A 14,753-nucleotide genomic window follows, 5' to 3' on the forward strand; every position below is an offset into this window, starting at 1 on the left:
ACGGTGTCATGGCAATTAGCTAGTCTTTTGTTTCAAAAGGATTTTTCGAGACAATTCCGTGAAGACCCTGCTCCTCCTGCGCCATGCCAAGTCGGCTTGGGGCCATCCGGGACTGGCCGATCATGACCGTCCGTTGAACGACCGGGGCGAGCGGGCGGCCGAGCTGATGGCCGGCCATATCGCGCGCAAATGTCCCCGGCCCGATCTCATTCTCTGCTCCACGGCGGTGCGGACGCGGCAGACGCTGGCGCCGCTGGTCCACCGGTTGGGTACGCCGGCCCCGCCGATTGCCTTGGAGAAAGGTCTCTATCTCGCCTCCGAGGCCGCCCTGCTGGCGCGGCTGCGGGCCCTGCCGGACGAGGTCGGCACGGTGCTGCTGATCGGCCACAACGAGGGGATCGGCCAGCTCGCGGAGGCCTTGGCCGGCCGAGGCCCGCCGCTTCTGCTCAAGGCGCTGTGGCAGAAGTTCCCGACCGGCGCCCTGGCGGTCCTCCACAGCCGCATCGAGCGCTGGTCCGATCTTTCCGCAGGAGCGACGGAGCTGATCGCCTTCGTGCGCCCGCGCGAGCTCGAAGGCGACGGTTAGTACGTGCCCGGGTACTGGCCGCCGTCCAGCAGCAGGTTCTGGCCGGTGATGTAGCCGGCATGGGCGCTGCAGAGAAATGCGCAGGCCGCGCCGAATTCGTCGGGCGTGCCGAAGCGCCCCGCCGGATGGACCGCCTCGCCGGCCTTGTACTCGTCCTCGTAGCTCCTGCCGCTCTTCGCGGCGCGGGTCCGGTAGGTTCCGCGCAGCCGGTCGGTCGCGAACTGCCCGGGCAGCAGGCCGTTGATGGTGACGCCGTGCTTCACCGTGACCCGCGCCACGCCCGCCACGAAGCCGGTCAGGCCGGAGCGCGCGCCGTTGCTGAGACCCAGGATATCGATCGGCGCCTTCACCGAGCTCGAGGTGATGTTCACGATGCGCCCGAAGCGCCGCTTCATCATGCCGTCGACCGTCGCCTTGATGAACTCGATCGGCGTCAGCATGTTGGCGTCGATCGCCTTGATCCAGTCGTCGCGCGTCCAGTCGCGGAAATCGCCGGGCGGCGGCCCGCCGGCGTTGTTGACCACGATGTCCGGCTCGGGACAGGCCGCCAGCACCTGCTTGCGGCCGGCCTCGGTCGTGACGTCGACCGCGACCGGCGTCACCTTCACGCCGGTCTTCTTGCGGATCTCCTCGGCCGTCGCCTCGAGCTCGGTCTTGGTGCGGGCATTGATCACGAGGTCGACGCCCTCCTGCGCCAGCGCCATCGCGCAGCCCTTGCCCAGCCCCTTGCTCGCCGCGCAGACGATCGCCTTGCGGCCCCTGATTCCCATATCCATCGCTTCACTCCCTATCGGTCGACTCGCGTCCATACCTGCGTCTCGCCGAACATGGGCGAGCCGACATAGCCGCGCAGGCGCAGCCTGCCATCCGGCTGCAGGTTGATGTTGGCGTTGTAGATCTTGCCGTTCTCTCCATTGTAGATCCGGCCGTCCTCGTAGGCATTGGGGTCCGAGGTCTTCCTGAATCCCCAGATCAGCGGCATGCCGATCACCTTGCGGCTGCGCAGCGCCGGGTCGGCATTGCGATAGTCGGTCGCCATGTCGGGCGCCACGACCTTGCCGTCCGGACCCTTGGGATCGATCAGCCCGACGATATAGCCGCAGATCGGCCCGCTCGCCGCGTCCGTGCATGGCGCGATACGTACCTTGGCGACGCCCGAGGCGGTGAGCCAGGTGCCCATGACCGAAGGTGCCTGCGCCGAGGCATTGACAGCCGCCGTGCAGAGCACCGCCGCGAGTGCGACCCTTTTCATGTCTTCCCCCCCTCTGCCGGCGGCCAGGCCGCCGACAATTCCGCAAGAACATCGGCGGCGAGCCGGCGATCGATCTCGCGGCTTTCGACCAGCGCCCGGCGATCCAGCGCCGCCACCACGTGCCTTGCGGCGTCGGCCGACCGCTCCATGTGCGAGACCAGATAGTGCACGACGCCCGGACCGGCATGCAATTGCCGGTCGGCGAGCTGCTTCAGGATGATCGAGCCCAGCAGGTCGTCGTCCGGCGGCGCCACCGCGACCGCAGGCGCCGCGCGCAGCCGCGACGCAAGGTCGGGCAGGGTGATCCGCCAGTGCGCCGGCGGATGCTCGGCGATCAGCAGCAGCGAGCCGCGTCGCTCGCGCATCAGGTTGTAGAGGTGGAACAGCGCGCGCTCGGGCGCCCGCTCGGCCCGCTCGATGACGAGGGTGCCGGACGCGTCCGCCAGGGCCGTCAGATCGGCCACCGTCTTGCCGTCGAGGTCCCTGCCTTCGATGATCGCGGCGCGCGCACGCGCGGCCCAGATGCGCCCCAGATGCGTCTTGCCGCAGCCGGCCGGCCCGCTCAGCGCCAGCGCCGGCGCGGGCCAGTCCGGCCAGCGATCGATCCAGGCGAGAGCTTCGCGGTTGCCGGCGGCGACCACGAAATCCTGGCGCGCGTAGGTCGGCGAGGGCAGCGTCAGATCGAAGGTGAGCTGGTTCGCCATGGCGATGTCACCGGGCTATTCGGGGTCGGCGCCGCGATAAAGGGCGCTCGCATGGTAGCGCTGCAGGAGGAAGCGCGCGATCACCCCGATGACGGCCGCGATCGGCACCGCCACCAGGACGCCGACGAAGCCGAACAGCGATCCGCCGGCGAGCAGGGCGAACATGATCCAGACCGGATGAAGGCCGACCCTGTCTCCGACCAGCTTGGGCGACAGCACGTTGCCCTCGAGCAAATGGCCGATCAGGAACACCGCCGCGACCTTGCCGACAGAGATCCAGTCCGGCGGAAACTGCGCCAGCGCCATGCCGATCGCCATCGTGGCTCCCACCAGCGTGCCGACAAAGGGAATGAAGGAGATCAGCCCCGCGATCAGGCCGATGACGAAGCCGAACTGAAGACCCACCAGCGACATGCCGACGCCGTAGATCGTGCCGAGGCAGAGGCAGACGAGGGCCTGGCCGCGCACATACCCGGCGACCGCGGCGTTGGACTCGCGGGCGAGCTTGCGCACCGTGTCGGCGTGGTCGAGCGGCAGCGCGTTGTCGATGGCGGCCAGCACCTTCGGCCAGTCGCGCAGCAGGTAGAAGGTCACGACGGGGGTCAGGAACAGCAGCGCCAGGAGGTTGATGACGGCGACGCCCCGCTGGGCCACGCGGCTGGCCACGTCGCCCAGGAGGGCGAGCGCCTGTCCCGCCCACTTCGAGGCCTCGTTCTGGATGTCGAGCAGGCTCAGCGGCTCAAGGCCGAGCTTGGAGCGCAGCGGCTCGATCATCGGCTGCAGCCGCGTCGCGGCATTGACGATGTATTCCGGCGCCTTGCCCACCAACGCCTCGACCTGGCCGAACACCGGCGGCACGATGGCGAAGGTCGCGCCGATCATGATCAGCGCGGCCAGAATCGTCACCGCCGTCGTGGCCAGGGTGCGCGACAAGCCGTACCGCTGCAGGCGGGCCACCACCGGATCGAAGAAATAGGCGACCACGGCGCCGACCACGAACGGCAGCAGGATGTCGTTCAGCAGCCACAGCGCCAGCACGACCAGCGCCGCGCCAGCCGCCCAGAAGCGCCAGCGGCCGTTGGCAGCCGTCCGGCTCATCGCAAATGTCCGTGCACGTGGATCAGCGGGACTGCAGCCGCCATTGATCTCCATCCTGGACGAGCTGCAGGCCGACCTGGGAGAGGGTCTGCTGCAACTGCTCGGGTGTCCCGAGATAATCGAGATGCAGATCGGCGCGATCGGCCTCCAGCGTGCGGACCGAGACCCCCTTCACCGCCGGCACCGACGCCAGCCGTTGACGGATCTGCACCCAGTCGCCGAGCGACCGGATCGGCACCGTCACGTCCATGGCCGCCTGCGCGTCCGGCCGGACGACGGCAATGCTGCGCCATTGCTCGGCAAGATTGGCATGCATGCTCTTGGCCGCATCCGCCAGCCCCTGCGCGTCCTTCACCGTTACCTTGGGAATGTCGCTGCGGGCGCCCGTCTGGGTGTCGTAACGCATGCCGCCCACGGTGAGCGGGCCCGACTGCTTGTCGCCCTCGACGATGGCCACGATGATCGTCGGCATATGATAGCGCGCGTTCAGCCGCGACAGCGCCGAGACATCGCCGACATAGGCCTCTTCGACCGACAGCGCGTTCTGGTCGAGCTGGTCGCCGCGCACGACCGTCACCGGCACGGCGCTGCCGGACGTATCGAGCGCCTTCCAGGCGTCGCGCCAGGCATTGTTGTCGTCGAGTGGTTCCACGCCGTCGTTGTCCTTCCACAGCGGGATCACCAATGCCGGACGCGCCACCGTCTCGACGACACCGACCCCCGACTGGCCGAGCCATGCCTTGACCTGCTGGTTCGCGAAGATGACGTTCAGCGTCGCCTGATAGCGATTGCCCGCCACGCGCTCGCGCACGAACTCGACGCTGCGCACGAGGCTCTGCAACCGGCTGTCGTCGAGCGGCGGGACCTTCGCGCGATCCTCCGGCGCGACCATCTGCTCGACGAGCATCCTGGCCGCCTTTCGCTCGGCCTCGAGGATCCCCTGGTCGCGCGCCTTCACGGCGTCCGTGCCGGTGATATCGACGTCGACACCCGAGATCGTATAGGTGTTGCCGTTCGCGACTTGCGCCTGCGCCATCCCGATGGCGGCGACGGCCGCCAGCGAAAGGACGAGGATCGTGGAAAACCAGCGGGCTGGCAGCATTGCGGGTGTCCGGTTTTTGGCTATGTTCGCGCCATCTATCTAGCACGAATGAGCCTGGCTTGAAGCCTGACGCGCCCGGACACAATCGCCCGCCCCTCACCTACAAGGATGCCGGCGTCGATATCGACGCGGGCGACGCGCTGGTGGAGCACATCAAGCCGCTGGCCAGGAGCACCCATCGTCGCGGCGTCATGGGCGGCCTGGGCGGCTTCGGCGGCCTGTTCGATCTCAAGGCGGCGGGCTTTCGCGACCCGATCCTGGTCTCCGGCACCGACGGTGTCGGCACTAAGCTCAAGGTCGCGATCGAAGCGGGGATTCCCGACACGGTCGGCATCGATCTCGTGGCGATGTGCGTCAACGACATCGTGGTGCAGGGCGCCGATCCGCTGTTCTTCCTCGACTACTATGCCACCGGCCACCTCGAGATCGAGACCGGCCGACGCATCGTCGCAGGGATCGCCGAGGGCTGTCGCCGCGCCGGCTGCGCGCTGATCGGCGGCGAGACGGCGGAAATGCCGGGCATGTACGCCGAGGGCGACTACGATCTCGCCGGCTTCGCCGTGGGCGCGGCCGAGCGCGAGCAGCTTTTGCCGCGCGCCGACATCGCTGCGGGCGACGTCGTCCTGGGGCTGGCGGCAAGCGGCGCCCATTCCAACGGCTACTCGCTGGTGCGCGGCGTCGTGAAGCGCAGCGGACTTGCCTTCGATGCGGCGTCGCCTTTCGGCAGCGGCTCGCTCGGCGAGGCCCTGCTCGAGCCGACGCGGATCTACGCCAGGCAGCTTCTGTCGGCGATCCGCGCGACCGGCGCCATCAAGGGACTGGCGCACATCACCGGCGGAGGGCTGCCGGGCAACGTGCCGCGCTGCCTGCCGGACGGCCGGCGTGCCCGGCTCGATGCGCGCCGATGGACGGCGCCGGCCGTCTTCGGCTGGCTGCGCCAGGCCGGCAACGTGCCGGTCGCCGACATGCTGCGCACCTTCAACTGCGGCATCGGCATGGTCGTGGTGACGGCGAAGGACGACGCCGCGCGCGTCAGGCAGGCGCTGGTCGACGCCGGCGAGACGGTGGAGGAGATCGGCGTCATCGAAGCCGGCCCCGCCGCCGAAGCGGACTGCGTCGTCGAGCACGCCGACAGCCTATGGCGAAATTGAAAGTCGGAATCCTGATCTCGGGGCGCGGCAGCAACATGGCCGCCCTCATCAAGGCGGCCACGGCGCCCGACTATCCCGCCGAGATCGCCTGCGTGATCAGCAACGTCGCCGATGCGCCGGGCCTGGGCATCGCGCGTCAGGCCGGCATCGCCGCCATGGTCATCTCCCACAAGGACCATCCCGACCGCGAGAGCTTCGACCGCGCCCTGTCCTCGGCGCTCGAAAGCCATGGCGTCGAGCTGGTGGTGCTGGCGGGCTTCATGCGCATCCTGAGCCGCTGGTTCCCCGAGCGTTGGGCGGGCCGGCTGCTCAACATCCATCCCTCGCTGCTGCCCGCGTTCAGGGGGCGGCATGTCGAGCGGCAGGCCTTGTCGGCCGGCGTGCGCGTGAGCGGCTGCACGGTGCATCTGGTCGTTCCCGATCTCGATGCCGGCCCGATCGTCGCCCAGGCGGCGGTGCCCGTGCTGCCGAACGATACAGAGGAGACCCTTTCTGCGCGCATCCTGCGCCAGGAGCACCGCCTCTATCCGATGGTGGTGCGCTGGTTCGCCGAGGGCCGCATTGTCGAGACGAGCAGGGGCGTCGAGGTGAAGGACGTGCCGGCGGGCGCCACCCTGCTCTTCTCGGCCGAGCCCTAGTCGGCTATAAGATCGCCGAAATTCATAACTGACCCGGGAGATCCCGATGGCCGAAGCAACCCAGGAAGAATTCCGCGCCCACGAGGAAACCTATCAGGCTTTCAGCAAGCTCGTCCTGTTCATGATCCTCTGGCTCGTGCTGCTCCTGTCCACCATGGCGCTGGGCCTCATCGGCGGTGTTTCGATCCTCGCGCTGCTGATCGGGGTCGGCGGCACCTTGGCGCTGATCATCGGTTTTGCCGTCTATGGCTGACGGCTCCCCGAACGCGCAAACGAAAAGCGGCCCGACGGGGCCGCTTTCTATTTGAGCCGACTGTCTATCAGCCGACGATCTCGGTGCCCGAGAAGAAATAGGCGATCTCGGTCGCCGCCGTCTCCGGCGAATCCGACCCGTGCACCGAGTTGGCCTCGATCGACTCGGCGAAGTCCTTGCGGATCGTCCCCGGCGCCGCGTTGGCGGGATTGGTGGCGCCCATGATATCGCGGTTCTTCGCGATCGCGCCGTCGCCCTCCAGAACCTGCACCACGACGGGCCCCGAGGTCATGAAGGTGCAGAGGTCGTTGAAGAACGGCCGCTCCCTGTGCACGCCGTAGAACTCTTCCGCCTGCTTGCGGCTCATCCAGATGCGCTTTTGCGCCACGATGCGCAGGCCCTTCTCCTCGAAGCGGGCGTTGATCTTGCCGGTCAGGTTCCGGCGCGTCGCGTCCGGCTTGATGATCGAGAAAGTGCGTTCGACGGCCATGAATCCCTCTTGCCAGTCTCAGGTGAGCGGGTGGGCGCGCCTTATAAAGGCGGGGTTTGAGACCGGCAAGGCGGTCAATCGTCTTGGTTCGGCCCCGCTGCGCGTGGTAAAGGCCGCCGCTCCATGCTGCACGTCACCGACCTTTCCTTTCGCCACGGCGAGCGGGTGCTGTTCGATCGCGCCTCGGCGGCCATTTCCGACGGCTGGAAGGTCGGTCTCGTCGGCCGCAACGGCGCCGGCAAATCGACGCTGCTGAAGCTGATCCAGGGTGAGCTCGAGGCCGACGGCGGCAACATCAACCTGATGGGCCGCACGCGGATCGGCTCGGTGCCGCAGGATCCGCCGGGCGGCGATATCAGCGTCCTCGACGCCGTGCTTGCCGCCGATGTCGAGCGCACGCAGCTCCTGGCCGAGGCCGACGCATGCCACGACGGCCTGCGGCTCGCCGAGATCCATATGCGGCTGGACGAGATCGGCGCGGCGTCGGCGCCGGCGCGCGCAGCCTCGATCCTGAACGGCCTCGGCTTCGACAACGCCGCGCAAGGCCGGCCATGCGGCGAGTTCTCGGGTGGCTGGCGCATGCGCGTGGCGCTCGCCGGCACGCTGTTCAGCGACCCCGATCTCCTGATCCTCGACGAGCCTTCGAACCATCTCGATCTCGAGGCGCAGCTCTGGCTCACCGAGCATCTCAAACGGTTCGGCAACACGCTCCTGATGGTGAGCCACGACCGCGATCTGCTGAACGACGTGTGCGATCACATTGTCCACATCGAGCAGCAGAAGCTCGTCACCTACAGCGGCAACTACGACACGTTCGAGCGCACGCGCGCGGAGCGGCTGGAGAACGATGCGGCGCAGCAGGCCAAGCTGGCCGCCCAGCGCAAGCACATGCAGGCTTTCGTCGACCGCTTCCGCTACAAGGCGAGCAAGGCGCGCCAGGCGCAGTCCCGCCTCAAGATGATCGAGAAGCTGGGACCGATCGCCAGCGTGCCTGTCGAGGAGCGCATCGCCTTCAGCTTCCCGCCACCCGACCGGCTCGCCTCGCCGATCGAGACGCTGGACGAGGTGACGGTGGGCTACGGCGACGGCCCTCCCGTGCTGCGCAAGCTCGACCTTCGGCTCGACATGGACGACCGCATCGCGCTCCTGGGCCAGAACGGCAACGGCAAGTCGACCTTCATCCGCCTCCTCTGCGACCGGCTGGCGCCGCGCGAGGGCACGATCAAGCGCACTCCCAGGCTGCGCATCGGCTACTTCTCGCAGGACCAGGAGGAGGCGCTCGACTACGACGAGACGCCGTTCGATCACATGAACCGTGCGCTCGGGCCCGGCGCCGGCGAGGCAAAGGTGCGGGCCCAGCTCGGCCGCTTCGGCTTCTCGCGCGATCGGGCCGACCTCAAGGTCGGCGTGCTGTCGGGCGGCGAGAAGACGCGGCTCCTGCTGGCGCTCGCCACCCGCAACGCGCCGCATCTGCTCCTGCTCGACGAGCCGACCAACCATCTCGACATGGACGCCCGCGCCTCCCTGATCGACGCCATCAACGATTTCGAGGGCGCGGTCGTGCTGGTGAGCCACGACACGCATCTGGTGAAGATGGTGGCGGACCAGCTCTGGCTGGTCGCCGGCGGCGCCGTGCGGGCCTTCGACGGCGATATCGACGATTACCAGGCCAGGCTGCTGCGCGAGCGCGGCACCAGGCCGGTCAAGGAAGCCAAGCCCAAGAAGGAGAAGCGAGCGCCCGCTCCCGCGCCCGCCGAAAAGCCCAGGCGTGGCCACCTCAAGCGCACATTGGAGAAGACCGAGAAGCTGATTGCCGAGCTGAGCAAGCAGCGCGGCGAGATCGAGACCCGGCTCGCCGATCCCGCGACCTATTCGGGACCGCCGACGCTCGCTGCCGAGCTGCAGAAGGAAAAGGTGCGGCTGGAGCGCGAGCTCGCGCACGCCGAGCACGAGTGGCTGGTGGCGCAGGAGGCGTACGAGGCTGCGTGAGCCTATTCCGCGGCCGCCGCCACCGGCGGCGCTGCAGCCTGCCGGATCACCATCACGATTCCGGCGTTCACCACGTAAAGGGCGGTTGCGATCCAGAACATCATCGCCGGCTCGCCGAGACTCATGAGCTGGCTGAAGACCAGCGGCGCCAGGAACGAGCCGAGATCGAGGCCCGAGTAGACGAAACCGAACACCTTGCCCGATGCGCCGGGCGGCGTCGCGTGCCGCACGATCATGTCGCGCGACGGTCCGGTCGTGCCGCCGGCGAAGCCGGCCAGTGCAAGCACCAGGGGCAGCAGCCCCGCCGACACGCTCTCCGTCGCGACCGGCAAGGTGAACGCGGCGGCCACCAGGAGACCGATGGCGGCGACGCGCTCGTGCTGATGGACGCGATCGGCGAAATAGCCGCCGACCAAAGTTCCCGCTGCCGAGCCGATGACGAACACCATCAGGCAGAGGGCGGCGTAGTTTTCCGAGACGTCGAACATGCTCTTCCATGCCGGCACCGCGAACTGCTGGATGCCCACTGTGTTGGTCGACAGCAGCGCGAAATAGACCAGACAGAGCAGGATCGGCGCCTGCAGGAACAGCGTCTTCGCGGCAATCGCGCCGTCCCTCGCCGCCACCGCGCGCGCCTTGATGCGATGGTCGACGAGATCGGTTCGATGGACGAGCACGAGGACCGACAGCACCAGGCCGGGAACGGCGCCGATCAGGGCCGCACCGACCCAGCCGAACAGATGGTCGAGGAAGTACATCGCCGGCCCCGCCGCCCAGCCCAGCGAGCCGCCGAGGCCGTGGATGCTGAACGCCCGCCCGAGCCGCTTCTGGTTCACCGAGGCGTTCAGGAGCGCGAAGTCGGCCGGATGGAAGACGCAGTTGCCGAGACCGCCCAGCACGGCAATCGCGGCGAAGACGGGAAAGGAATGCGCCACCGAGAGCAGACCAAGCGTGAGGCCGAGCGCCGCGAGCCCGCCGGCGAGGATGGGTCGGGCGCCGAACCGGTCGACGGCGAAGCCGGCCGCCGTCTGGCCGAGGCCGGACACGCCGTAGAACAGGCTGCCCAGCAATCCCACTTCGGTAAAGGTCAGCCCGGCCGCGTCGCGCACGATCAGCAGCATGGTGACGAAGGCGAGCTGGTAGTAGTGGCTGGTGCCATGCGCCACGCCGATCAGGCTGATGACCCGGACATCGCGGCTGGCAGGGACGGCAACGGCTGCGGACATTCACCACCTCTCGTGCAGCGATCATAGACGATCCCGCCGGCAGCGAACTGCGGAATTGCGCGCAGGAGCCATGCAAGCGTAATGACGGGCGCGGCGAGCACGGGCTAGTGTCCCCGCGCACAGGAGGGAGAAACATCATGAAGCGCTGGAAGCATCGCCCCGAAGGTTCGACCTGGGGAGACTGGGGCGACGACGATCAGCTTGGCCGCCTCAATCTCATCACGCCGAAAAAGGTCCTGGAAGGCATCGCCGAGGTGAAGGAAGGCCTCTCCTTCTGCCTCAGCCTGCCGCTCGACCTGCCAGGCGGCAGTGTGCTCAATCCGCGCCGGCTGCCCCCGGTGCTGTCGCCGACCGGCGACGAGAACGGCTGGCGCTTCAACTTCCTCACCAACAAGATCAATCCGCTGTTCACGGACGTGACCAGCGACGACCGCGTCATCCTCACCCTGCAATACTCCACGCAATGGGACACGCTCGCCCATGTCGGCGGCATGTTCGATGCCGACGGCGACGGCGTGCCCGAGCCGCTCTACTACAACGGCTTCAAGGCCGGCACGGACGTGGTCGGCCCGCAACAGGACGCCGGCCGCGACGGCTGCGGCCATATGAGCTACGCCCACAAGCTCGGCGTTGAGAACATGGCGGCCAAGGCGATCCAGGGCCGGGCCGTCATGGTCGATCTCGAGAAGCACTATGGCCGGGACAACAAATACGTGAACTACGACGATTTCCGGCGCGTTCTGGAGGCCGACAAGGTCGTGGTCGAGCCCGGGGACATGCTGCTGCTCTACACCGGCTTCACCGACGAGATCGTCAAGATGAACAAGCAGGTCGATCCGGCGCGCTGCCACGCCATGTGCTGCGTGCTCGACGGCCGCGACCAGCGGCTCCTCCAGTGGATCACCGACAGTCAGATCTCGGCCCTGATCGCCGACAACTACGGCGTGGAGGCGGTGCCGGCCCGACCCGGTCCCGAGAACGCCGAGCATCCCTGGCTGCCCATCCACAACCATTGCCTGTTCAAGCTCGGCCTGAACCTTGGCGAGATCTGGTGGCTGAAGGACCTGGCGCTCTGGCTGCGCGACAGGAAGCGCTCGCGCTTCCTGCTGACGGCCCCGCCGCTGCGCCTGCCGGGCGCCGTCGGATCGCCGGCGACGCCCGTCGCGACCGTCTGATCGCGCATGGCTGCGTCGTCCTTTGCCGCGCTCGTCGCCAGGAGCCTGACGCAGCCCTTTGCGCTGGTCGATGTCGGATGCTCGGGCGGCATCGATCCCAGATGGCGGGTCTTCGAGCCCCGGCTGAAGGTGCTCGGGATCGATGCCAGCGAGGCCGAATGTCGACGCCTCAGCCAGCTCGAGCGCAATCCGGACGCTCACTACGTGCCGGGCTTCGCCGGCCTTCCGGAGGGCCATCCGCATCGCCACAAGACGTCGATCGGCTCGATCAGCGATCTCATCCTGCCGCGCCTCAGCTACATGCGCACACGCGAGATCCGGCAGGCCTGGCTTGCCGGCGCGTCGCACGAGGAGCGCATGCGCCAGAACGAATGGCAGACCACCGAGCTTGCGAGCACCACCCAGACGATCGTCGTGCCCGAGCTATTGGAGCAGCGCGGCTGGAAGGCCGTCGACTACCTCAAGATCGATATCGATCGCGACGATCTCGAAGTGCTGATGAGCTTCGAAGGCCGCTTCGAGCAATTCGGCGTGGTCGCCGTCCAGGTCGAGGTGATGTTCATCGGTTCGGATTCCGAGCTGCAGCACACCTTCCACAACACCGACCGGTTCATGCGACGGCAGGGCTTCGAGCTGTTCGACCTCGAGGTGCGGCGCTACTCGGCGCGTGCCCTGCCGAGCCGCTACATCTGGCCGACGCCGGCCGAGACCGAGTTCGGCCGGCCGTTCATGGGCGAGGCCTATTATGCGTTGGACCCGGTTGCCGCCAAGGGCGGCGACCGCACGCCCGACATCACGCAGTTCGCCAAGCTGGCCGCGATCTTCTCGCTCTGGAACGTGCCCGATGCCGCGGCCGAGCTCGTGCTTGCGAGGCGCCACTCGTTCGAGCCGCTGTTCGCCGTCGACCGGGCCCTCGACGCCCTGGCGGCGCAAGCGCAGCCCGATCGCCTGCGGCCGCTTTCCTACGCCGACTACCTCGCCGAGTTCGAGAAGGACGAGCCGTCGTTCTACCGCCGCGAAGGTCCGATCGGGCTCGGCGAGCGGCTTTCGGCCGCCTGGAAGGCATACCGGCGCCCGCGGCGGTGAGTCACGCCTTCTTCTCCCAGCCGCCGCCCGTCTGCTGCCAATAGACCACCGTGTGGCCGGCGGCCTTGTAGGCTCTCCACCGCTCGCGGGCCTCGGCCACGGCCTGCTCGTCCCGCCCGTCGAACAGCTCGAAACAGCGCTTGTAGTCGTCGAGTCGCTCGGAGCGCGCGCGATCGCCGACGAACAGAAAGCGCGCGCCGTTGGGATTCTCGTCGCGATGGGTGAGCCAGATCGGTTGACGATCGGCCTCGCCTTCGCGCACCGAGCCGTGTGGCAGAAAGCTGTCGGCGCCGTAGGTCCAGAGATGCGTGTTGAGCGCCTCGACCCGCTCGGGCGAGCCCAGCAGGACGACCGCCCGTTCGCCCGCCTGCAGGGTCTTTACCAGCAGGCGGGGCAGCGTGTCTTCGAGCGAAGACCGGGTCAGATGGTAGAAGTTGATTTCGCTCGCCATCGCGGGCTCAGCGCTCGTAGTTGTCCGCAACCCATCGGTCGAGCAGCCGCACGCCGTAGGCGGTGGCGCCCTTGGGCGTGGTGTCGTTGCCTTTGGTCGACCACGCCATTCCCGCGATGTCGAGATGCGCCCACGCCACGCCCTCCTGCACGAAGCGTTGCAGGAACTGGGCCGCCGTGATCGATCCGCCATCGCGCCCGCCGCTGACGTTCTTCATGTCGGCGATGTCGGAATCGATCAGCTTGTCGTACTTCGGCCCGAGCGGCATGCGCCACAGCTTCTCGCCCACCTCCGACCCCGCCGCACGCAGCTTGTTCGAGAGCGCGGTGTTGTTCGAGAACAGGCCCGCGCGCTCGTGGCCGAGCGACACGATGATGGCGCCGGTGAGCGTCGACAGCTCGACCATCGCCTGCGGCTTGAACTTGTCCTGGGCGTACCACATGGCGTCGCACAGGATCAGGCGGCCCTCGGCGTCGGTGTTGATCACCTCGACGGTCTGGCCTGACATGGTCTTGACCACGTCGCCCGGCCGCTGGGCCTTGCCGTCGGGCATGTTCTCGACGAGGGCGCAGATGCCCACGACGTTGGCGCGGGCCTTGCGGCCCGCCAGCAGCATCATCGCGCCGGTGACGGCGCCGGCCCCGCCCATGTCCCACTTCATGTCTTCCATGCCGCCTGCCGGCTTGATGGAGATGCCGCCGGTGTCGAAGCAAACGCCCTTGCCGATCAGCGCGACCGGGGCCTGGCTCTTGGGCCCGTTCAGCCAGCGCATGACGAGGAGCTGCGAGTCGCGCTCGCTGCCCTGCCCCACGCCCAGCAGCGCCCCCATGCCGAGCTTCTTCATCTCGGCTTCGCCCAGGATCTCGATCTTGACGCCGAGCTTGGTGAGATCGCCGCGCGCGCGGCGCGCGAACTCGGCCGGATACAGGACGTTGGCCGGCTCGCTCACGAGGTCGCGCGTGAAGAAGACGGCGTCGACCGTCGGCTCCAGCCGCGCATAGGCGCGCCGCGCGTCGGCCAGCGTCGACACGACCACGGTGACCTCCTCCAGGGTCGGCTTCTGCTCGGGCTTCTCCTTGGTCTTGTACCTGTCGAAGCGATAGCCGCGCAGCCGTGCGCCGAGGGCGATGTGGGCCGCGATCTCGGCCGGCGGAAGTCTCGTTCCCTTGACCGGATCGACGACGACGGTCACGGCCTTCTGGCCTGCGGCATTGGCGTCGGCAACGACCTGGCCGCCCAGGCTTTCCGCGGCACGGACGTCGAGCTCGCGCGCCTTGCCCACGCCCAGCAGCAGCAGCCGGCCGGTCTTTTCCTGACCCAGCACGGTCAATGACTGACCCTTGGCGCCGGTGAAACGGCTTGCCGCGATGGCCCGTCCGAGAGCGCCGCCCGCCTGCTGATCGAGCGTCTTTGCCGTCGCCAGGAGCTGCCTTTCGGCCGCGACGAAGACAGCGACATTGCCGGAGAAGGCCTTGGGAAAGGCCGAAAATTCCACTTTCATTCAGTTTCCTCGCATTCTGGCCGATTTTTCGCCCCTGCGACCGGACGGCGC

The 14,753-nt window shown here is 68.0% G+C and carries 16 protein-coding genes; 7 read left to right on the plus strand and 9 right to left on the minus strand.

The genetic code is table 11. The features are described 5' to 3' along the window. Positions 1–58 precede the first annotated feature (58 nt). On the plus strand, positions 59–586 hold the full coding sequence (locus tag OJF58_RS25480) for a histidine phosphatase family protein (protein WP_300780668.1): 528 nt from the start codon (positions 59–61) through the stop codon (positions 584–586). On the opposite strand, the gene OJF58_RS25485 is transcribed toward OJF58_RS25480, so the two are convergent. Genes OJF58_RS25485 through OJF58_RS25505 form a run of 5 tightly spaced genes read right to left on the minus strand, consistent with a single transcriptional unit; the run spans position 583 to position 4,742 of the window. After that, on the minus strand, positions 583–1,362 hold the full coding sequence (locus OJF58_RS25485; protein WP_300780669.1) for an SDR family oxidoreductase: 780 nt from the start codon (positions 1,360–1,362) through the stop codon (positions 583–585). The two genes, OJF58_RS25480 and OJF58_RS25485, sit on opposite strands and share 4 nt — an antisense overlap. An 11-nt stretch (positions 1,363–1,373) precedes the next feature. Then, positions 1,374–1,838: a DUF2147 domain-containing protein gene (locus OJF58_RS25490; RefSeq protein ID WP_300780670.1), complete on the minus strand. Its 465-nt coding sequence runs from the start codon at positions 1,836–1,838 to the stop codon at positions 1,374–1,376. Then, positions 1,835–2,542, minus strand: coding sequence for a DnaA/Hda family protein (locus OJF58_RS25495; RefSeq protein ID WP_300780671.1), 708 nt, complete (start codon positions 2,540–2,542; stop codon positions 1,835–1,837). The genes OJF58_RS25490 and OJF58_RS25495 overlap by 4 nt, the downstream gene beginning before the upstream one ends. A gap of 15 nt (positions 2,543–2,557) precedes the next feature. Next, positions 2,558–3,640 carry an AI-2E family transporter gene (locus OJF58_RS25500; protein WP_300780672.1) on the minus strand — a complete coding sequence of 361 codons (1,083 nt, stop codon included), beginning with the start codon at positions 3,638–3,640 and terminating at the stop codon, positions 2,558–2,560. Positions 3,641–3,662: 22 nt separating this feature from the next. Beyond that, a complete protein-coding gene (locus OJF58_RS25505) occupies positions 3,663–4,742 on the minus strand; it encodes a DUF2066 domain-containing protein (protein WP_300780673.1) in 1,080 nt (359 codons plus the stop codon). Between the two features lie 59 nt (positions 4,743–4,801). Between OJF58_RS25505 and purM the strand changes: the two genes are divergently transcribed. The 3 genes from purM to OJF58_RS25520 are packed head-to-tail and all read left to right on the plus strand — an operon-like array spanning position 4,802 to position 6,784. Next, complete coding sequence (gene purM, locus OJF58_RS25510; protein WP_300780674.1) at positions 4,802–5,893, plus strand: phosphoribosylformylglycinamidine cyclo-ligase; 1,092 nt, start codon at positions 4,802–4,804, stop codon at positions 5,891–5,893. After that, on the plus strand, positions 5,881–6,531 hold the full coding sequence (purN, locus tag OJF58_RS25515; protein WP_300780675.1) for a phosphoribosylglycinamide formyltransferase: 651 nt from the start codon (positions 5,881–5,883) through the stop codon (positions 6,529–6,531). The genes purM and purN overlap by 13 nt, the downstream gene beginning before the upstream one ends. A 46-nt stretch (positions 6,532–6,577) precedes the next feature. Then, positions 6,578–6,784 carry an aa3-type cytochrome c oxidase subunit IV gene (locus OJF58_RS25520; RefSeq protein ID WP_300780676.1) on the plus strand — a complete coding sequence of 69 codons (207 nt, stop codon included), beginning with the start codon at positions 6,578–6,580 and terminating at the stop codon, positions 6,782–6,784. A 67-nt stretch (positions 6,785–6,851) separates the two neighbouring features. Here the strand turns inward: OJF58_RS25520 and ndk are convergent, their stop codons facing one another. Beyond that, on the minus strand, positions 6,852–7,274 hold the full coding sequence (gene ndk / locus OJF58_RS25525; RefSeq protein ID WP_300780677.1) for a nucleoside-diphosphate kinase: 423 nt from the start codon (positions 7,272–7,274) through the stop codon (positions 6,852–6,854). 123 nt (positions 7,275–7,397) lie between these two features. Between ndk and OJF58_RS25530 the strand changes: the two genes are divergently transcribed. Further along, positions 7,398–9,263, plus strand: coding sequence for an ABC-F family ATP-binding cassette domain-containing protein (locus OJF58_RS25530; protein ID WP_300780678.1), 1,866 nt, complete (start codon positions 7,398–7,400; stop codon positions 9,261–9,263). A gap of 2 nt (positions 9,264–9,265) precedes the next feature. On the opposite strand, the gene OJF58_RS25535 is transcribed toward OJF58_RS25530, so the two are convergent. Next, a complete protein-coding gene (locus OJF58_RS25535; RefSeq protein WP_300780679.1) occupies positions 9,266–10,489 on the minus strand; it encodes an MFS transporter in 1,224 nt (407 codons plus the stop codon). Between the two features lie 137 nt (positions 10,490–10,626). Between OJF58_RS25535 and OJF58_RS25540 the strand changes: the two genes are divergently transcribed. Continuing rightward, positions 10,627–11,664: a cyclase family protein gene (locus OJF58_RS25540; protein WP_300780680.1), complete on the plus strand. Its 1,038-nt coding sequence runs from the start codon at positions 10,627–10,629 to the stop codon at positions 11,662–11,664. A 6-nt stretch (positions 11,665–11,670) separates the two neighbouring features. Continuing rightward, positions 11,671–12,750 (plus strand): FkbM family methyltransferase, encoded by a 1,080-nt coding sequence (locus OJF58_RS25545; protein WP_300780681.1) that lies wholly within the window; start codon positions 11,671–11,673, stop codon positions 12,748–12,750. 1 nt (position 12,751) lies between these two features. Here the strand turns inward: OJF58_RS25545 and OJF58_RS25550 are convergent, their stop codons facing one another. Together OJF58_RS25550 and OJF58_RS25555 are read right to left on the minus strand one after the other, a co-directional pair. Then, complete coding sequence (locus tag OJF58_RS25550) at positions 12,752–13,201, minus strand: DNA polymerase III subunit chi (RefSeq protein WP_300780682.1); 450 nt, start codon at positions 13,199–13,201, stop codon at positions 12,752–12,754. Between the two features lie 7 nt (positions 13,202–13,208). Beyond that, positions 13,209–14,702 carry a leucyl aminopeptidase gene (locus tag OJF58_RS25555; RefSeq protein WP_300780683.1) on the minus strand — a complete coding sequence of 498 codons (1,494 nt, stop codon included), beginning with the start codon at positions 14,700–14,702 and terminating at the stop codon, positions 13,209–13,211. Between the last annotated feature and the right edge of the window lie 51 nt (positions 14,703–14,753).

The organism is Enhydrobacter sp. (assembly GCF_030246845.1).
Classification (GTDB): domain Bacteria; phylum Pseudomonadota; class Alphaproteobacteria; order Reyranellales; family Reyranellaceae; genus Reyranella.

Excerpts from the sequence above, each read along its gene's own strand:
- purN (WP_300780675.1), top strand. The coding sequence starts at position 5,881 with ATGGCGAAATTGAAAGTCGGAATCCTGATCTCGGGGCGCGGCAGCAAC.
- OJF58_RS25555 (WP_300780683.1), bottom strand. The coding sequence starts at position 14,702 with ATGAAAGTGGAATTTTCGGCCTTTCCCAAGGCCTTCTCCGGCAATGTC.
- ndk (WP_300780677.1), bottom strand. The coding sequence starts at position 7,274 with ATGGCCGTCGAACGCACTTTCTCGATCATCAAGCCGGACGCGACGCGC.
- OJF58_RS25530 (WP_300780678.1), top strand. The coding sequence starts at position 7,398 with ATGCTGCACGTCACCGACCTTTCCTTTCGCCACGGCGAGCGGGTGCTG.
- OJF58_RS25540 (WP_300780680.1), top strand. The coding sequence starts at position 10,627 with ATGAAGCGCTGGAAGCATCGCCCCGAAGGTTCGACCTGGGGAGACTGG.
- OJF58_RS25490 (WP_300780670.1), bottom strand. The coding sequence starts at position 1,838 with ATGAAAAGGGTCGCACTCGCGGCGGTGCTCTGCACGGCGGCTGTCAAT.
- OJF58_RS25535 (WP_300780679.1), bottom strand. The coding sequence starts at position 10,489 with ATGTCCGCAGCCGTTGCCGTCCCTGCCAGCCGCGATGTCCGGGTCATC.
- OJF58_RS25520 (WP_300780676.1), top strand. The coding sequence starts at position 6,578 with ATGGCCGAAGCAACCCAGGAAGAATTCCGCGCCCACGAGGAAACCTAT.
- OJF58_RS25500 (WP_300780672.1), bottom strand. The coding sequence starts at position 3,640 with ATGAGCCGGACGGCTGCCAACGGCCGCTGGCGCTTCTGGGCGGCTGGC.
- OJF58_RS25485 (WP_300780669.1), bottom strand. The coding sequence starts at position 1,362 with ATGGATATGGGAATCAGGGGCCGCAAGGCGATCGTCTGCGCGGCGAGC.
- OJF58_RS25550 (WP_300780682.1), bottom strand. The coding sequence starts at position 13,201 with ATGGCGAGCGAAATCAACTTCTACCATCTGACCCGGTCTTCGCTCGAA.
- OJF58_RS25505 (WP_300780673.1), bottom strand. The coding sequence starts at position 4,742 with ATGCTGCCAGCCCGCTGGTTTTCCACGATCCTCGTCCTTTCGCTGGCG.
- OJF58_RS25545 (WP_300780681.1), top strand. The coding sequence starts at position 11,671 with ATGGCTGCGTCGTCCTTTGCCGCGCTCGTCGCCAGGAGCCTGACGCAG.
- OJF58_RS25495 (WP_300780671.1), bottom strand. The coding sequence starts at position 2,542 with ATGGCGAACCAGCTCACCTTCGATCTGACGCTGCCCTCGCCGACCTAC.